The organism is Burkholderia sp. BE12 (genome assembly GCF_002959955.1).
In the GTDB taxonomy this organism is placed as follows: domain Bacteria; phylum Pseudomonadota; class Gammaproteobacteria; order Burkholderiales; family Burkholderiaceae; genus Burkholderia.
In genome coordinates, this window is the sequence record NZ_PREY01000015.1 from 80,071 (window position 1) to 95,782 (window position 15,712).

A 15,712-nucleotide genomic window follows, 5' to 3' on the forward strand; every position below is an offset into this window, starting at 1 on the left:
GCCCGCTCAGCGTTCGCGCTCGTCGAGCAGCTTCAGCAGCCCGCGCAGCGCATGCGCGGCCGCCTGCGTGCGGATCTGTTCGCGATCGCCCTTGAACACGAGCGTTTCGACGTCGGTATGCAGCCGGTTGCTCCAGCCGAACGACACGGTGCCGACCGGCTTCTTCTCGCTGCCGCCGGCCGGCCCCGCGATGCCGGTGACGGACAGCGCGACCTGCGCGCGGCTGTTGCGCAGCGCGCCTTCGGCCATTGCCCGCGCGACGGGCTCGCTGACCGCGCCGTGCTTGTCGATCAGGTCGGCCGGCACGCCGATCATCTCGATCTTGGCCTGGTTCGAGTACGTGACGAAGCCGCGCTCGAACCACTGGCTGCTGCCGGAGATGTCGGTGATCGCCGCGGCGATCATGCCGCCGGTGCAGGATTCGGCGGTGGCGAGCGTGAGGTGCTCGTCACGCAGCTTGTTGCCTGCGCGGATCGCAAGCTGGTGAACGACGGAATCGGTTGGCATGCGCGTCGGGAAACAGTCGGGGAAACAGTCGGGAAATCGGTCAGCCGGCGACGGAGCGCCACAGGGCGATCACGAGCAGCGTCATGAACGCGGCGACCAGGTCGTCGACCATGATGCCGAGCCCGCCTTTCAGGCGGCGCTCGAAGTAGCGGATCGGCGGCGGCTTGAGCATGTCGAAGAAGCGGAACGCGACGAACGCCCACAGCTGGCCGACGAAGGTCGCGGGCGTGACGAACAGCATCACGAGCCAGATCGCGACGATCTCGTCCCAGACGACGGCGCCCGGATCGGCCATCCCGGCCTTCTTCGCGGTGAAACCGGTGACCCACGTGCCCGCCACGAAGCCGACGGCGATCAGCGCCCACCATTCGGGCACCGTCAGGTAGCGGTTGAGCACGACGAACGCGAGCCAGCCGAACAGCGAGCCGAAGGTGCCGGGCATGATCGGCGCGAGCCCGCTGCCGAAGCCGAGCGACACGATATGCGCCGGATGCGACAGCATGAAGCGGGCCGTCATGCGTGTCGGCGCGGGCTGCGCGGCGCCGGGCTCGGCCGCGGCGTGCGCGGGCGTCGGATCAGTCTGCATGGAAGTGGTCGAAGCCGTGCAACGTGAGAGCGAGGGGCGCGCCGGCGGCGTCGCGCCACGCGATGGCGGGTTGCGCCGACGGCGCGGACAACGCGCGTATTGTACCGATTCGCGTGACCGGCACGCCGGCCGTGGCGCCCGCTGCGGCGACCGCCGCGCGCGCCGCAACCGGCGCCGTGAAGCAGAGTTCGTAGTCGTCGCCGCCGGCCAGCGCGCAGCGGCGCTGCACGTCGGCCGGCAGCGTCGCGAGCGCGGCCGAGCGCGGCACCGCGTCGGCGTCGATCTCGGCGCGCACGTTCGAGCGCGTCAGGATGTGCTGGAGGTCGCCGGCGAGGCCGTCCGAAAGATCGAGCGCCGCGTGCGCGACGCCCGCGAGCGCCAGGCCGAGCGCGACGCGCGGTTCGGGCCGCTCGAGCGCGCGCCGGAACGCGGCGGCTTCATCCGCGCCGGCCGCCCATTCGCCGCGGGCGACGCCGAGGCCCGCGCGCGCATCGCCGAGCGTGCCGGACACCCACACGTCGTCGCCGTCGCGCGCGGCATCGCGCCGCAGCGCCGTGTCGGGCGCGACTTCGCCGAACACGGTCACGCACAGGTTCAGCGGCCCGCTCGTCGTGTCGCCGCCGATCAGCTCGCAGCCGTATCGCTCGGCCAGCGCGAAGAGACCGTCGCTGAACGCCTCGAGCCACGCCGCGTCGGCACGCGGCAGCGCGCACGCGAGCGTGAAGGCGCGCGGCTCGGCGCCCATCGCCGCGAGGTCCGACAGGTTGACCGCGAGCGTCTTGTGGCCGAGCGCGTCGGGCGCGACATCGGGGAAGAAGTGGCGGCCTTCCACCAGCATGTCCGTCGAAATGGCCAGCAATTTCCCGGATCGGGGCGCAATCAGTGCGCAATCGTCGCCGATGCCGAGCGTCGACGCGCGGGCACCCTGCGCGGCGCGGCGCGTGAAGAAGCGTTCGATCAGCGAAAACTCGGAGAGGGCGGCTGGCACGGCGGGCGATCCGAAACGGTTGAAGGAACGGCATTGTACGAGGCGAGCGGCGGCGCGCCTGCACCATCCAGTACATTTTGGTCGCGGCTGTCGCACCCGAATCGCCGGTCTGGCGGCCGATGATTGGCGCTACAATGCCGTCGAACAGTTATTCTAATCCGCACGTCACGAGACACATGTCCACCCAAGCCTCCTCCAAAGCCAAGCTCCGCGAAGCCGCGCTCGACTATCACGAATTTCCGACCCCCGGCAAAATCGCGATCGCCCCGACCAAGCAGATGATCAACCAGCGCGACCTCGCGCTCGCGTATTCGCCGGGTGTCGCGTACGCGTGCGAGGAGATCGTCGAGAACCCGCTGAACGCGGCGCGTTTCACCGCCCGCAGCAACCTGGTCGGCGTCGTGACGAACGGCACGGCGGTGCTCGGTCTCGGCAACATCGGCCCGCTCGCGTCGAAGCCGGTGATGGAAGGCAAGGCGGTGCTGTTCAAGAAGTTCGCGGGCATCGACGTGTTCGACATCGAGCTGAACGAATCGGACCCGCACAAGCTCGTCGACGTGATCGCCGCGCTGGAGCCGACCTTCGGCGGGATCAACCTCGAAGACATCAAGGCGCCGGACTGCTTCATCGTCGAGCGCGAAGCGCGCAAGCGGATGAAGATTCCGGTGTTCCACGACGACCAGCACGGCACCGCGATCGTCGTGGCCGCGGCGGTCACGAACGGCCTGAAGGTCGTCAACAAGGACATCAAGAAGGTCAAGCTCGTCGCGTCGGGCGCGGGCGCGGCCGCGCTCGCGTGTCTCGACCTGCTGGTCGACATCGGCCTGCCGCTCGAGAACATCACGGTGACCGACCTGGCCGGCGTGGTCTACAAGGGCCGCACCGAGCTGATGGATCCGGACAAGGAGCGTTTCGCGCGCGAAACCGACGCCCGCACGCTGGCCGAGGTGATCGACGGCGCGGACATCTTCCTCGGCCTGTCGGCCGCGGGCGTGCTGAAGCAGGAGATGGTGAAGGGCATGGCCGAGCGCCCGCTGATCCTCGCGCTCGCGAACCCGACGCCGGAAATCCTGCCGGAAGCGGCGCTCGAAGTCCGCCCCGACGCGATTCTCGCGACCGGCCGCACCGACTATCCGAACCAGGTCAACAACGTCCTGTGCTTCCCGTTCATCTTCCGCGGCGCGCTCGACGTCGGCGCGACGACGATCACGCGCGAAATGGAGATCGCGGCCGTCAATGCGATCGCCGAACTCGCGCAGCACGAGCAGAGCGACATCGTCGCGACCGCATACGGCATTCAGGACCTGTCGTTCGGGCCCGAATACCTGATTCCGAAGCCGTTCGATCCTCGCCTGATCGTGAAGATCGCACCGGCCGTCGCGCAGGCCGCGATGGACGGCGGCGTCGCGACGCGCCCGATCGAGGACATGGAGGCGTATCGCGTCCATCTGCAGCAGTTCGTGTATCACAGCGGCACGACGATGAAGCCGATCTTCCAGATCGCGCGCGCCGCGCCGGAAGCGAAGAAGCGCGTCGTGTTCGCGGAAGGTGAAGAAGAGCGCGTGTTGCGCGCCGTTCAGATCATCGTCGACGAAAAACTCGCGAAGCCGATCCTGATCGGCCGCCCGTCGGTGATCGAGCACCGGATCCAGCGCTACGGCCTGCGCCTCACGCCCGGCACCGATTTCACGGTCGTCAACACCGAGCACGACGAGCGCTACCGCGACTTTTGGCAGACGTACCACAAGATGATGGCGCGCAAGGGTATCAGCGAGCAGCTCGCGCGCGTCGAAATGCGCCGGCGCACGACGCTGATCGGCTCGATGCTGGTGAAGAAGGGCGAGGCGGACGGGATGATCTGCGGCACGATCAGCACCACGCATCGCCACCTGCACTTCATCGACCAGGTGATCGGCAAGCGCCCGGGTTGCAGCGTGTACGCGGCGATGAACGGCCTCGTGCTGCCGGGTCGCCAGATTTTCCTCGTCGATACGCACGTGAACGTCGATCCGACCCCGGAGGAGCTGGCCGAGATCACGATCATGGCCGCGGAAGAAGTGCGCCGCTTCGGCATCGAGCCGAAGGTCGCGCTGCTGTCGCACTCGAATTTCGGCACGAGCAATGCCCCTTCGGCGAAGAAGATGCGCGATACGCTCGCGATCCTGCAGGAAACCGCGCCGGAGCTGAAGGTCGACGGCGAGATGCACGGCGACGTCGCGCTCGACGCGGCGCTGCGCAAGGAGATCCTGCCGGAATCGACGCTGGAAGGCGACGCGAACCTGCTGGTCCTCCCGAACATCGACGCCGCGAACATTGCGTACAACCTGCTGAAGACGGCCGCCGGCAACAACATCGCGATCGGGCCGATCCTGTTGGGCGCCGCGGAGCCGGTGCACGTGCTGACCGAATCGGCGACCGTTCGTCGCATCGTCAACATGGCGGCGCTGCTGGTCGCCGACGTCAACGCCGCCCGCTGAGCGAGAACGAACGCGCGGCGCCGGTCGGACCGGTGCCGCACGTCGGGCGAAATTGTAAACAAAAGCAAAAAGAGGCGTGCCCGCAATGGGCACGCCGCGGGCAGGGCGCAAACGCGCTTCCCTCAAAGCAACAGCAGCATCTCTCCACTCCAGGCAGCGAGTGTGGCGAGGAGGCAGGGACTCGCCATACGAAAGATGCCGGCCGTATTTTATCCTATGTAAGTTAAATGTAGTGCAAATTCGGTAAGAAATACGCATATCCGCGTGTCGTCGGGCTTTCGATTCCCAAACGGACATTGATTCGCGCGGCCAATAACGCTACGCTAACGCCTTTGTTGGTCGTCAACTACTTGATTTAACAGCGGGAACCCTGGTTCATGGCACGCAAGTGGCTCCGCAACGGCGCGCTCGCGTCCGTCTTCGCGATGTTCGCGATGGGTATCGTCGGCACGCCGATGGGCAGTCTGGTTTCCGCCGCTTACGCACGGGAGGCCGTTCCGGCCGACGTGGCCGCGAGCGGGCTCGATACGATCCCGACCGCCCGTCTTCCGCGCGAGGCCGTGACCACGCTGGGACTGATCGGCGCCGGCGGCCCCTATCCGTACGAGAAAGACGGCGTCGTGTTCGGCAACCGCGAGCGGATTTTGCCGAAGGCGAAGCGCGGCTACTACCATGAGTACACGGTACCGACGCCGCGTGCGCGCAATCGCGGCGCGCGCCGGATCGTCTGTGGCGGGCCGTTGCGCCGGATCGACAACTGTTATTACACGGGCGACCACTACAACAGTTTTAAACGTATTGTTGAATGACTTCGGGACGAATGGCATGAGCGACTCCATCTACGCGCACGATTCGGCGGCGGCGGAACTGTTCGCGGCCGGCGACGGCAATCTGTTTCAGCGCGTGATTCAACTGAACGCGGCGGCACAGGCCGTCGGCGCGCCGGAACAACAGGAAGCCGAGCCCGGGCTTTCATCGAACGAGGAGCCTATGAGCCTTTTCACGACCGTGCGACCCAATCTCGTGCAGTCGATCCGCGCGTTCCGCGTGCAGGATCTCGCCGACGAAGCCGGTCGGCTCGGCCAGCACTTTCTGTACGCGTATTGCGGCGCCGCGCAGTCGAAGCAGGAAGTAATGGAAACGATCGCGACGTCGTTCCTGTTCCCGAAGCATTTCGGGAAGAACTACGATGCGCTGTACGACTGCCTGACCGACCTCGTCGCGAAGGCCGGCGCGCAGCCCGGTTTCGTGATCGTCCTCGAAGGGCTGCCGATCGCGCAGAAGTTCGACAAGGAAGGGCGCGAGACGCTGCTCGACGTGTTCCGTGAGGCAGCCGAGTTCTGGGCCGAGCGCAAGGTCGCGTTCCGCGTGTTCTACTCGTTCGCGTAAGTTTGCATCGACGGCCCGGCACGCAGCGTCATCGCAGCTTCCGGTCGCGTACGCCGCCGGCACCGGAATCAGGTCCGCAACTTCTCCAAAACCCGCCTTCGTGCGGGTTTTTTTACGCTTGGCGACAAAATCCGCGGGCACGCCGGCACCCACGGACCATGCTTCGCGTCATCGCGGCCGTGCCGGCGACAAGCACATCGACGCAATAGCACCACGCAGCTTTTTGCTTGTCACCACCCGCCCCAGCGCGCCGCCAACGCCGCCAGCACCGCCGCGCCCGCAGTCTCCGTGCGCAGCACACGCGGCCCGAGCGACAGCGCGGTGAACCCGCGTGCGCGCGCCGCGTTTTCCTCGTCGGGCGACAACCCGCCTTCAGGCCCGATCAGCAATGTGACGTTCGCAGTCGGTGGCGCATCGGGCAGCGACGAAAACGGAACGCTCGCGCGCGGCGACAGCAGCAGCCGCAGCTCGCCGTCGGCCGGCCCCGCCGGCAGCATATCGAGCCACGCGCCGAAGCCGCATACCGGCGCGACCTCGGGCACACGGTTGCGCCCGCACTGCTCGCACGACGCGCGTACGACACCGCGCCAGTGCGCGACGCGTTTGTCCGCCCGTTCGCCGGCGAGCTTCACGACGCCGCGCGCGGTCGACAGCGGCACGACCGCCGCGACGCCGAGCTCGACGGCCTTCTCGATCACCCAGTCCATCTTGTCGCCGCCGGCGATCCCCTGCGCGAGCGTCACGCGATAGGGCGGCTCGGCCTCGGCGGGCTCGAACGTCTCGACCTGCGCGAGCGCGTTGCGCTTGTCGACTTCGACGAGCCGTGCGCGGTACTGGCCGCCCGTGCCGTCGAACAGCGCGAGCACGTCGCCGGGCTGCAGGCGCAGCACCTGCACGTGGCGCGCGACGTCGGCCGGCAACGCGAGCGTGGCGTCGGCGCACAGCGCGGCGTCGACGAAAAAGCGCGGCACGGCCGCGGTGGTGGTGGCTTCGTTCATGCGTGTGGGGGTTTCGGTCATGCGTCGAGACGGCACCCGAGCGCCCAGCGGTAGCCGTCGAGATCCTCGATCTGCGCGAACCGGTCGCCCCAGAACTGATCCTGCGGCGCGCTCAGCGATTTCGCGCCCGCGTCGAGCGCGCGCTGCCAGGTGGCGTCGACGTCGTCGACATACAAATAGAACGATTGCGGCGCGGTGGCGTTCGCGCGCTTCGGCGTGAGCGCGGGCGAGCCGAACGCGCCTTCGGGCGCGAACATCACGATCAGCTGGCCGCGATAGGCCATCTCGACGTGCATGATCGCGCCGTCCTCGTCGTGCATGTCGCGCACGGTGAAGCCGAATGCGGCCTGGAAGAAATCGATGGCCGCGCGCGCGTTGCGTACGGCCAGGTAGGGTGTCAACCAAGGCACGTTGGCCGGACGTGGATCGGTCATGAAATCTCCTGTTGCAGTGTCGGCGCGTCGGCGCCTGCGCCGGTCTCATGCTGGAACAACGGAACGTTGCGGCCGTCCGGAGGTTCAGCGGCGAACGCCCAGTGTATCGCGCAGCGCGCGCGGCAGGGCAAAGAGGGACGCATGCAGCCGTGCATCGTAGTAGCGCAAGCCGTCGACCCGGCGGGCCGCGAGCCGTTCGTCGACGTCGTGCGAGAACAGTGCGGCCGCATCGAGCGTGTCGCTCGCGATCGCCATCAGCCACTGCGAGCCGTACAGCGGCACGTGCGCGGACAGCGGATCGACGACCGCGAAGCTCGCGCGCAGGTCGCTGAGCAGCGCGGCGATGCGCGCGGCATGGAACACCGGCGAGCCGAGATGCATCGAGATCGCGCCGCAGCGCGTGAGGATCCGCTTGAGTCGCGTGTAGAACGCGCGCGTGTAGAGGCCGGCCGCCGGCGAATCGGGCGGCGTGAGGTCGAACACGACGAGATCGAAATGTTCGACCGTCGAATCGACGAAATGCGCGGCGTCGCCGATCACGACCTCGACACGCGGGTCGTCGAGCGCGCCCTGGTGCACGTCGTCGAGATAGCGGCGCGCCATCCCGACCACCTCGTCGTCGAGTTCGGCGATCACGATCCGCTCGATGCACGCGTGCTTGAGCAACTGGCGCGCCGCGCCGCCGTCGCCGCCGCCGAGCACGAGCGCCTTGCGCGGCGACGGATGCGCGAGCGCGGCCGGGTGCGTCATGCACTCGTGATAGACGTATTCGTCGCCGACCGACGTCATCGGCCGGCCGTCCAGCGTGAACAGGCGGCCGAGCTGCGGGGTTTCCCAGACTTCGATCCGCTGGTGCGGGGACGCGACGTGCGCGAGCCGCCGGGCATTCGGGAAGCCGTAGGTGGCGTCGGGCGTCGGGTGAAAGAGAAGGGTGGTGCTCACGGGCAGGCCGCTGGGGCAGGCAGTTCCGACGCCTGAATTATAGGAGGCGGGCGGTTTCGTGGAAAACCGTGCCGGAACAGTGCGTGCCGACAAGGGAAATGCCGGCCCATCTGTTAAAATGACGAGCTTTGCAGCCCCGTCCGTAGGCTCCGTCCGCTTCGCGTCCGTCAGGCGCCGCACCGCGCGCCGGGAACGATTGACGCTCGAGCTTCCGGATGCCGCCGTGCTCCCGTTTCCTCGACTCGTTCTCCGGACTCGACATGACGACTTCGTCTCCCGCCTCCACCACCCTGATGGCCAACGCGATCCGTGCGCTCGCGATGGACGCCGTCCAGCAAGCGAACTCCGGCCACCCCGGCATGCCGATGGGCATGGCCGAAATCGGCGTCGCGCTCTGGTCGCGCCATCTGAAGCACAATCCGACGAACCCGCACTGGGCCGACCGCGACCGTTTCGTGCTGTCGAACGGCCATGGCTCGATGCTGCTGTACTCGCTGCTGCACCTGACCGGCTACGACCTGCCGATCGAAGAGCTGAAGAACTTCCGCCAGTTGCACTCGAAGACGCCGGGCCATCCGGAATACGGGATCACGCCGGGCGTCGAGACGACCACCGGCCCGCTCGGCCAGGGGCTGGCGAACGCGGTCGGCATGGCGCTCGGCGAAGCGCTGATGGCCGACGAGTTCAACCGTGACGGCGCGAAGATCGTCGATCACCACACGTACGTGTTCCTCGGCGACGGCTGCCTGATGGAAGGCATCTCGCACGAAGCCTGCTCGCTCGCCGGCACGCTGAAGCTGAACAAGCTGATCGCGCTGTACGACGACAACGGCATCTCGATCGACGGCGACGTCGTCAACTGGTTCCACGACGATACCCCGAAGCGCTTCGAAGCCTACGGCTGGAACGTGATCCCGAACGTGAACGGCCATGACGTCGACGCGGTCGACGCGGCCATCGCGAAGGCGAAGCTGTCGGACAAGCCGACGCTGATCTGCTGCAAGACGGTGATCGGCAAGGGCGCGGCGACCAAGGCCGGCGGCCACGACGTGCACGGCGCCGCGCTCGGCGCGGAAGAAATCGCGAAGACGCGCGAAGCGCTCGGCTGGAAGTGGGAGCCGTTCGTGATTCCGCAGGAAGTCTATGCGGCATGGGACGCGAAGGAAGCCGGCAAGCGCGCCGAAACCGAATGGGACGCGACGTTCGCGGCCTATCGCGCGAAGTTCCCGGCAGAAGCCGCCGAATTCGAGCGCCGGATGGCCAACAAGCTGCCGGCCGACTGGGCCGAGAAGGCTGCCGCGATCATCGCCGGCGCGAACGAGCGCGCCGAGACGGTCGCGACCCGCAAGGCGTCGCAGCAGGCGATCGAAGGGCTGGCCGCCGCGCTGCCCGAGCTGCTCGGCGGCTCGGCCGACCTGACCGGCTCGAACCTGACCAACTGGAAGGCGTCGAAGGCCGTGCGCGCGAATCCGGAAGGCGCGGGCGTGCTGCTCGGCAACCACATCAACTACGGCGTGCGCGAATTCGGCATGAGCGCCGCGATCAACGGCCTCGCGCTGCACGGCGGCCACAAGCCGTTCGGCGGCACGTTCCTGACGTTCTCCGACTACAGCCGCAACGCGCTGCGCGTGGCCGCGCTGATGAAGCTGCCGTCGATCTTCGTGTTCACGCACGACTCGATCGGCCTCGGCGAAGACGGCCCGACGCACCAGTCGATCGAGCACGTGTCGAGCCTGCGCCTGATCCCGAACCACGACGTCTGGCGCCCGGCCGACACGGTCGAGACGGCCGTCGCCTGGACCCACGCGATTGCCGCAGACCGTCCGTCGAGCCTGATCTTCAGCCGCCAGAACCTCGCATTCAACCCGCGTACCGATGCGCAGATCGCCAACATCGAGAAGGGCGGTTACGTGCTGAAGGACTGGGACGAGGAAATCGTCGCGCGCAAGATCATCCTGATCGCGACGGGCTCGGAAGTCGAACTCGCGATGAAGGCCGTCGAGCCGCTCGCGCAGCAGGGCATCGCGGCACGCGTCGTGTCGATGCCGTCGACCAACGTGTTCGACCGCCAGGACGCCGAATACCGCGAACGCGTGCTGCCGCACGGCGTGCGCCGCGTCGCGATCGAAGCGGGCGTGACGAGCTTCTGGCACAAGTACGTCGGCCTCGACGGCGGCGTCGTCGGGATCGACACGTTCGGCGAATCGGCGCCGGCCGGCGTGCTGTTCAAGTACTTCGGCTTCACCGTCGAGCACGTCGTCGAAACCGCGAAGGCCGTGCTGGCCTGAAAGCATACGCGACGCGCGCCACCCGTTGCGCGCGTCGCACCGTGAAGCTGCACGAACCGAATTTTTTCAGCCATCAGGAGATAGACCATGACGATTCGCGTCGCAATCAACGGCTACGGCCGTATCGGCCGCAACACGCTGCGCGCGTTTTATGAAAACGGCAAGAAGCACGATCTCGAGATCGTCGCGATCAACGATCTGGGCGATGCGAAGACCAACGCGCACCTGACCCAGTACGACACCGCGCACGGCAAGTTCCCGGGCGAAGTGTCGGTCGACGGCGACTACCTCGTCGTGAACGGCGACAAGATCCGCGTGCTGGCGAACCGCAACCCGGCCGAACTGCCGTGGGGCGAGCTGGGCGTCGACGTCGTGATGGAATGCACGGGCTTCTTCACGACGAAGGAAAAGGCGAGCGCGCACCTGAAGGGCGGCGCGAAGAAGGTGATCATCTCGGCGCCGGGCGGCAAGGACGTCGACGCGACGATCGTCTACGGCGTGAACCACAACGTGCTGAAGGCCGAGCACACGGTCATCTCGAACGCATCGTGCACGACGAACTGCCTCGCGCCGCTCGTCAAGCCGCTGAACGACCGGATCGGCCTCGAAACCGGCCTGATGACGACGATCCACGCGTACACGAACGACCAGGTGCTGACGGACGTCTATCACGAAGACCTGCGCCGCGCGCGTTCGGCCACGCACAGCCAGATCCCGACGAAGACGGGCGCGGCTTCCGCCGTCGGCCTGGTGCTGCCGGAACTGAACGGCAAGCTCGACGGCTACGCGATCCGCGTCCCGACGATCAACGTGTCGATCGTCGATCTGTCGTTCATCGCGAAGCGCGACACGACGGTCGAGGAAGTCAACGCGATCATGAAGGAAGCGTCGGAAGGCACGCTGAAGGGCATCCTCGGCTACAACGACGCACCGCTGGTGTCGATCGACTTCAACCACAACCCGGCTTCGTCGACGTTCGACGCGACGCTGACCAAGGTGTCGGGCCGCCTCGTGAAGGTGTCGAGCTGGTACGACAACGAGTGGGGTTTCTCGAACCGCATGCTGGATACGGCTGTCGCATTCGCGAACGCGAAGTAATCCCGCACGTCGCGCGGCCGCTGGAAGGCAGCCGGCGTGGCGAACGAACCCGGCCCGGGGCTTCCCGGCCGGGTTTTTTATTGGCCGGCGCAAATTCTCGGAGAGCATGGGGCGGGTTGGCCGCGTTCGGTCAAAAATTGATGGTGGTCGCCTAGAAGAACGAACATTTGACGCCAAAGTGAGCGGCGGACAGGAACTGGGCGTAGGTCTGCCGGTAATCATCCGCATAGATTGAAAAGCTAGGCGTTAGATAACTTCCTTGCCTTCATTTCCCGAGACATTTTGCTTGCGCGAGTTTTGTACGATTCGTTGAATGAGTGAATTGAAACCAATGACCAGTTGCCCCAAGCTGTGATTGTGAATGGTTATGGACTTTGAATAGTCGTTTCGATGGGCATAGATAGAAATTACTGTCGGAGTATCGGCGCCCCATGCGCGTGCTTCGGGCAGTAGATAGCTATGCTTATACGAATTCGATAACTCTATGAGGATTTCGGCGATTTCTTCATTCGGTTGAATGTACTCACGGATAATTTCAGCGCCAAACTCGGTCGGCCTGCCGGAACGAAATAGCATCCCATATCCGTCAACCTCAATGCGCCGAGTTTTCACTACTTCTTCCGATCGGGATCTGCAGTAAAGCGACATGACAAGATCGTCGATTACCCGCCGCATGGATAGGAGCACCGCTTCGACCGTGAAAAAGTATTTGAATACTTCCTTGGCTTGATAGGCATCGGTTGCCGCATCAACTAACATGGCCAGATGTCGGAGGCGATTCTCGATTTCAACTGCAACCAGCACGCCGTTGATTAAGCCAGGGATGCTAGGGGGATGAGGAAGTTGAAACGTACTGTACTGTTCAACTAAATACGGTAACTGGGATTTGGAGCCCGAGTAAAAATTTCGCTCTGTGACGTTTGCGTTGGTTGCCATGTTCGACCTATGGTTTTCGGGTGAGATCGCCGTACCGATACCGCATGAAGTTCTATGCACCCTAGCCGTTTTCGTGCGTAGGCGACACTTGTGCTTACTTGAACGATTGATGTGCCTCGGTGCGCGACGTCTACGGAAATTTGCGCATGCTCTTTTTTATGGCCGAGAATCGGCCGTCACCTGCTCGATCGCATCGACGAACGCCCGCTTCAGCGGGCTGTCGAGATCGGTCCACGCGAGCCCGATGCCGCTGCGGTGACCGGCCAGATCGAGCGGCCGCGCGAGCACGTTCGGCGGCAGCGCGCTCGCCGCCTGCGCCGGGATCAGCCCGATCCCCATTCCCGCCGCGACGAGCGCGAGCATCGTCGTGAATTCCCCGAACTCCTGCGCGATCTCGAGCGTCGTGCCCGCGCGACTCAATGCGAGCAGCATGTCGTCGTGAAAGCCGGGCGCGTAGCGGCGCGCGAGCACGAACGCGGGGTGGCCGCGCAATGCGGCGGGCGAAATCGCATCGTGCGCGGCGAGCGGATGGTCGAGCGGCAGCGCGACGACGAAGCCTTCCTCGAGCACCACACGTAGGTCGATGCCCGGATACGCGGCCGGCAGCCGGATCATTCCGAAGTCGATCCGGCGCTCGCGCAGCGCGGCGATCTGGTCGGGCGTCGGCATGTCTTTCAGTTCGAGCGCGATCAATGGATAGCGCTCGCGCATCGTGCGCAGCACGGCCGGCAGCAGCGCCGGCAAGACCGACGACACGAACGCGATTCGCAGCGTGCCGATTTCGCCGCGGCTCGACAGCCGTGCCATCTGTTCCGCGCGTGCGGCCTGCTGCAGCGTCGCCCGCGCTTCGGGCAGGAACACGCGCCCCGTGCCGCTCAGTTCGACCTTGTGCCGGTCGCGCTCGAACAGGCGCGCGCCGAGTTGCGCCTCGAGCGCCTTGATCTGCATGCTCAGCGCCGGCTGCACGATGCACAGGCGCTGCGCGGCGCGCCCGAAATGCAGATCTTCCGCGAGCGTGACGAAGGCGCGCAATTGCTTGAGTTCCATGGGCGGCGGGCACGAAAGGGCGGTAATCAGTTTTCATGATAACCGGATCAAGAAAGACCATTGGCGCGGCGCCCGCTTGCGGCGGAAGATACCGTCGATGCGAGACCGGCCGCGACGGGCAGCCGGCTCGACCGGCACGAGGAGACATTCATGACTAACGCGCTTGACCGGTTCCGCCTCGACGGCCGCCGCGCGCTGATTACCGGTTCCGGCCGCGGGATCGGGCTGACGCTCGCCCGCGGACTCGCGGAGGCCGGTGCGGCAATCGTCATCAACGATCGCAATGAGGAGAAGGCCGCGACGCTCGCGCGCCGTTTCCGCGACGAAGGCTTCGCGGCCGATCACGCGTTGTTCGACGTGACCGAGCACGCGCAGGTGCGCGCGGCGATCGACGATGTCGAGGCGCGCGTCGGCGCGATCGACATCCTCGTGAACAACGCGGGCATCCAGCGTCGCGCGCCGCTCGATGCATTCGACCCGGACGACTGGCATGCACTGATGCGCGTGAATCTCGACGGCGTGTTCAACGTCGCGCAGGCCGTCGCGCGGCACATGATCGCGCGCGGCCGCGGGAAAATCATCAACATCTGTTCGGTGCAGAGCGAGCTCGCGCGGCCGACGATCGCACCGTATGCGGCGACCAAGGGCGCGGTGCGGATGCTGACCAAAGGGATGTGCGCCGACTGGGCGCGCCACGGCATCCAGGCGAACGGCCTCGCGCCCGGCTATTTCGAAACCGAACTGAATCGCGCGCTGGTCGACGATGCGGCGTTTTCGGACTGGCTGTGCAAGCGCACGCCGGCCGGCCGCTGGGGGCAGGTCGACGAGCTGTGCGGCGCGGCGATCTTCCTCGCGTCGGCCGCGTCCGATTTCGTGAACGGCCAGACGCTGTTCGTGGATGGCGGGCTGACCAGTGCCGTCTGACAAGGAGCGTGTCATGCGTATGCGTTGCATGTGTGTCGTGATCCACGGGCCGAACGACCTGCGGGTCGAGGAGCAGGACGCGGGCGAGATCGGCCCGGGCCAGGTGCGCGTCGACGTCGCGATGGGCGGCATCTGCGGCTCCGACCTGCATTACTTCCGGCATGGCGGCTTCGGCGCGATCCGGCTGCAGCAGCCGATGGTGCTCGGCCACGAGGTCGCCGGCACGGTCGCGGAAGTGGCGCCGGACGTGACCTCGGTGAAGGCCGGCGATCGCGTCGCGGTCAATCCGAGCCGGCCGTGCGGCGCGTGCCGCTACTGTCTCGAAGGGCTGCCGAACCAGTGTCTCGACATGCGCTTCTACGGCAGCGCGATGCGGATGCCGCACGTGCAGGGTGCGTTCCGCAACGCGCTCGTGTGCGACGCGGCGCAGTGCGTGAAGGTCGCCGATCACGTGCCGCTGTCGCTCGCAGCGCTTGCCGAGCCGTTCGCGGTCGGGCTGCATGCGGTGTCGCGCGCGGGCCCGCTGATCGGCAAGCGCGTGCTCGTGTCGGGCTGCGGGCCGATCGGCGTGCTGGCGGTCGCGGCGGCGCGCGTGCACGGCGCGGCGGAGATCGTCGCGACCGACGTCGTCGGCGCGCCGCTGGAAGTGGCGCGCGCGCTCGGCGCGGACCGCACGATCAACGCGGCGACCGATGCCGGTTGGGTCGAACGGTACGGCGCCGACAAGGGCACGTTCGACGTGATGATCGAGTGTTCGGGCAATGCGCGCGCGCTGCGCGACGGGCTGGACGTGATGCGGCCGCGCGGTGTCGTCGTGCAGCTCGGGCTCGGCGGCGACGTGAGCCTGCCGCAGAACGTCGTGGTCGCGAAGGAGTTGTCGATCTGCGGCTCGTTCCGCTTTCATGCGGAATTCGCGCTGGCCGTGCAGCTGATCAACGCGGGGCGCGTCGACCTGCGGCCGGCCGTCACGCGCGTGTTCCCGATGCGCGATGCGAACCTCGCGTTCGAACTGGCGGGCGATCGCCAGCGGGCGATGAAGGTGCTGATCGATTTCGCGAACGAGGCCGCGTGACGGTGCGGCGTCAGCGCGTCGCGCCG

The 15,712-nt window shown here is 66.5% G+C and carries 15 protein-coding genes; 7 read left to right on the forward strand and 8 right to left on the reverse strand.

Annotated elements, in window-relative coordinates; translation table 11 throughout:
• Positions 1–6: 6 nt before the first annotated feature.
• The 3 genes from C4B30_RS18585 to thiL are packed head-to-tail and all read right to left on the reverse strand — an operon-like array spanning position 7 to position 2,081.
• A complete protein-coding gene (locus C4B30_RS18585) occupies positions 7–507 on the reverse strand; it encodes a CinA family protein (protein WP_027783514.1) in 501 nt (166 codons plus the stop codon).
• A gap of 40 nt (positions 508–547) precedes the next feature.
• A complete protein-coding gene (locus tag C4B30_RS18590) occupies positions 548–1,093 on the reverse strand; it encodes a phosphatidylglycerophosphatase A family protein (RefSeq protein WP_027783515.1) in 546 nt (181 codons plus the stop codon).
• Positions 1,083–2,081, reverse strand: coding sequence for a thiamine-phosphate kinase (thiL, locus tag C4B30_RS18595; RefSeq protein ID WP_027783516.1), 999 nt, complete (start codon positions 2,079–2,081; stop codon positions 1,083–1,085). Before thiL ends, C4B30_RS18590 begins: the two co-directional genes overlap by 11 nt.
• A gap of 134 nt (positions 2,082–2,215) precedes the next feature.
• Here thiL and C4B30_RS18605 point away from each other — a divergent pair, with 134 nt between their 5' ends.
• The 3 genes from C4B30_RS18605 to C4B30_RS18615 all read left to right on the forward strand — a co-directional run bounded on the left by C4B30_RS18605 (position 2,216) and on the right by C4B30_RS18615 (position 5,947).
• The gene (locus C4B30_RS18605) at positions 2,216–4,558 is read left to right on the forward strand and encodes an NADP-dependent malic enzyme (protein WP_027783517.1); all 2,343 of its coding nucleotides are present in this window, start codon (positions 2,216–2,218) and stop codon (positions 4,556–4,558) included.
• A gap of 377 nt (positions 4,559–4,935) precedes the next feature.
• Complete coding sequence (locus tag C4B30_RS18610) at positions 4,936–5,367, forward strand: ribonuclease domain-containing protein (RefSeq protein WP_027783518.1); 432 nt, start codon at positions 4,936–4,938, stop codon at positions 5,365–5,367.
• Between the two features lie 16 nt (positions 5,368–5,383).
• Positions 5,384–5,947, forward strand: a complete 564-nt coding sequence (locus C4B30_RS18615; protein WP_027783519.1) for a barstar family protein — start codon at positions 5,384–5,386, stop codon at positions 5,945–5,947.
• A gap of 230 nt (positions 5,948–6,177) precedes the next feature.
• Here the strand turns inward: C4B30_RS18615 and C4B30_RS18620 are convergent, their stop codons facing one another.
• The 3 genes from C4B30_RS18620 to speE form a co-directional block, all read right to left on the reverse strand.
• The gene (locus tag C4B30_RS18620) at positions 6,178–6,945 is read right to left on the reverse strand and encodes a 16S rRNA (uracil(1498)-N(3))-methyltransferase (RefSeq protein WP_027783520.1); all 768 of its coding nucleotides are present in this window, start codon (positions 6,943–6,945) and stop codon (positions 6,178–6,180) included.
• A gap of 17 nt (positions 6,946–6,962) precedes the next feature.
• The gene (locus C4B30_RS18625; protein WP_027783521.1) at positions 6,963–7,379 is read right to left on the reverse strand and encodes a VOC family protein; all 417 of its coding nucleotides are present in this window, start codon (positions 7,377–7,379) and stop codon (positions 6,963–6,965) included.
• 84 nt (positions 7,380–7,463) lie between these two features.
• On the reverse strand, positions 7,464–8,321 hold the full coding sequence (speE, locus tag C4B30_RS18630) for a polyamine aminopropyltransferase (protein ID WP_027783522.1): 858 nt from the start codon (positions 8,319–8,321) through the stop codon (positions 7,464–7,466).
• 215 nt (positions 8,322–8,536) lie between these two features.
• Between speE and tkt the strand changes: the two genes are divergently transcribed.
• Together tkt and gap are read left to right on the forward strand one after the other, a co-directional pair.
• A complete protein-coding gene (gene tkt, locus C4B30_RS18635) occupies positions 8,537–10,609 on the forward strand; it encodes a transketolase (RefSeq protein WP_027783523.1) in 2,073 nt (690 codons plus the stop codon).
• Between the two features lie 87 nt (positions 10,610–10,696).
• Entirely contained in the window at positions 10,697–11,707 is a 1,011-nt protein-coding gene (gene gap, locus C4B30_RS18640) for a type I glyceraldehyde-3-phosphate dehydrogenase (RefSeq protein WP_027783524.1), read from the forward strand.
• 246 nt (positions 11,708–11,953) lie between these two features.
• On the opposite strand, the gene C4B30_RS35370 is transcribed toward gap, so the two are convergent.
• Both C4B30_RS35370 and C4B30_RS18645 read right to left on the reverse strand, forming a co-directional pair.
• Positions 11,954–12,643: a hypothetical protein gene (locus C4B30_RS35370; RefSeq protein ID WP_155257340.1), complete on the reverse strand. Its 690-nt coding sequence runs from the start codon at positions 12,641–12,643 to the stop codon at positions 11,954–11,956.
• 156 nt (positions 12,644–12,799) lie between these two features.
• Positions 12,800–13,690, reverse strand: a complete 891-nt coding sequence (locus C4B30_RS18645) for a LysR family transcriptional regulator (RefSeq protein ID WP_027783525.1) — start codon at positions 13,688–13,690, stop codon at positions 12,800–12,802.
• Positions 13,691–13,840: 150 nt separating this feature from the next.
• On the opposite strand from C4B30_RS18645, the gene C4B30_RS18650 reads away from it, so the two are divergent.
• Positions 13,841–14,614 (forward strand): SDR family NAD(P)-dependent oxidoreductase, encoded by a 774-nt coding sequence (locus C4B30_RS18650; RefSeq protein ID WP_027783526.1) that lies wholly within the window; start codon positions 13,841–13,843, stop codon positions 14,612–14,614.
• 13 nt (positions 14,615–14,627) lie between these two features.
• On the forward strand, positions 14,628–15,686 hold the full coding sequence (locus C4B30_RS18655; RefSeq protein WP_105132792.1) for an L-idonate 5-dehydrogenase: 1,059 nt from the start codon (positions 14,628–14,630) through the stop codon (positions 15,684–15,686).
• Positions 15,687–15,712 lie beyond the last annotated feature (26 nt).

What these genes read in the sequence shown, in the direction of transcription:
- C4B30_RS18625 (WP_027783521.1), bottom strand. Translation starts at nt 7,379, where the DNA reads ATGACCGATCCACGTCCGGCCAACGTGCCTTGGTTGACACCCTACCTG.
- C4B30_RS18585 (WP_027783514.1), bottom strand. Translation starts at nt 507, where the DNA reads ATGCCAACCGATTCCGTCGTTCACCAGCTTGCGATCCGCGCAGGCAAC.
- C4B30_RS18610 (WP_027783518.1), top strand. Translation starts at nt 4,936, where the DNA reads ATGGCACGCAAGTGGCTCCGCAACGGCGCGCTCGCGTCCGTCTTCGCG.
- C4B30_RS18620 (WP_027783520.1), bottom strand. Translation starts at nt 6,945, where the DNA reads ATGAACGAAGCCACCACCACCGCGGCCGTGCCGCGCTTTTTCGTCGAC.
- gap (WP_027783524.1), top strand. Translation starts at nt 10,697, where the DNA reads ATGACGATTCGCGTCGCAATCAACGGCTACGGCCGTATCGGCCGCAAC.
- C4B30_RS18655 (WP_105132792.1), top strand. Translation starts at nt 14,628, where the DNA reads ATGCGTATGCGTTGCATGTGTGTCGTGATCCACGGGCCGAACGACCTG.
- tkt (WP_027783523.1), top strand. Translation starts at nt 8,537, where the DNA reads ATGCCGCCGTGCTCCCGTTTCCTCGACTCGTTCTCCGGACTCGACATG.
- C4B30_RS18615 (WP_027783519.1), top strand. Translation starts at nt 5,384, where the DNA reads ATGAGCGACTCCATCTACGCGCACGATTCGGCGGCGGCGGAACTGTTC.
- C4B30_RS18645 (WP_027783525.1), bottom strand. Translation starts at nt 13,690, where the DNA reads ATGGAACTCAAGCAATTGCGCGCCTTCGTCACGCTCGCGGAAGATCTG.
- C4B30_RS18650 (WP_027783526.1), top strand. Translation starts at nt 13,841, where the DNA reads ATGACTAACGCGCTTGACCGGTTCCGCCTCGACGGCCGCCGCGCGCTG.
- C4B30_RS35370 (WP_155257340.1), bottom strand. Translation starts at nt 12,643, where the DNA reads ATGGCAACCAACGCAAACGTCACAGAGCGAAATTTTTACTCGGGCTCC.
- C4B30_RS18590 (WP_027783515.1), bottom strand. Translation starts at nt 1,093, where the DNA reads ATGCAGACTGATCCGACGCCCGCGCACGCCGCGGCCGAGCCCGGCGCC.
- C4B30_RS18605 (WP_027783517.1), top strand. Translation starts at nt 2,216, where the DNA reads ATGCCGTCGAACAGTTATTCTAATCCGCACGTCACGAGACACATGTCC.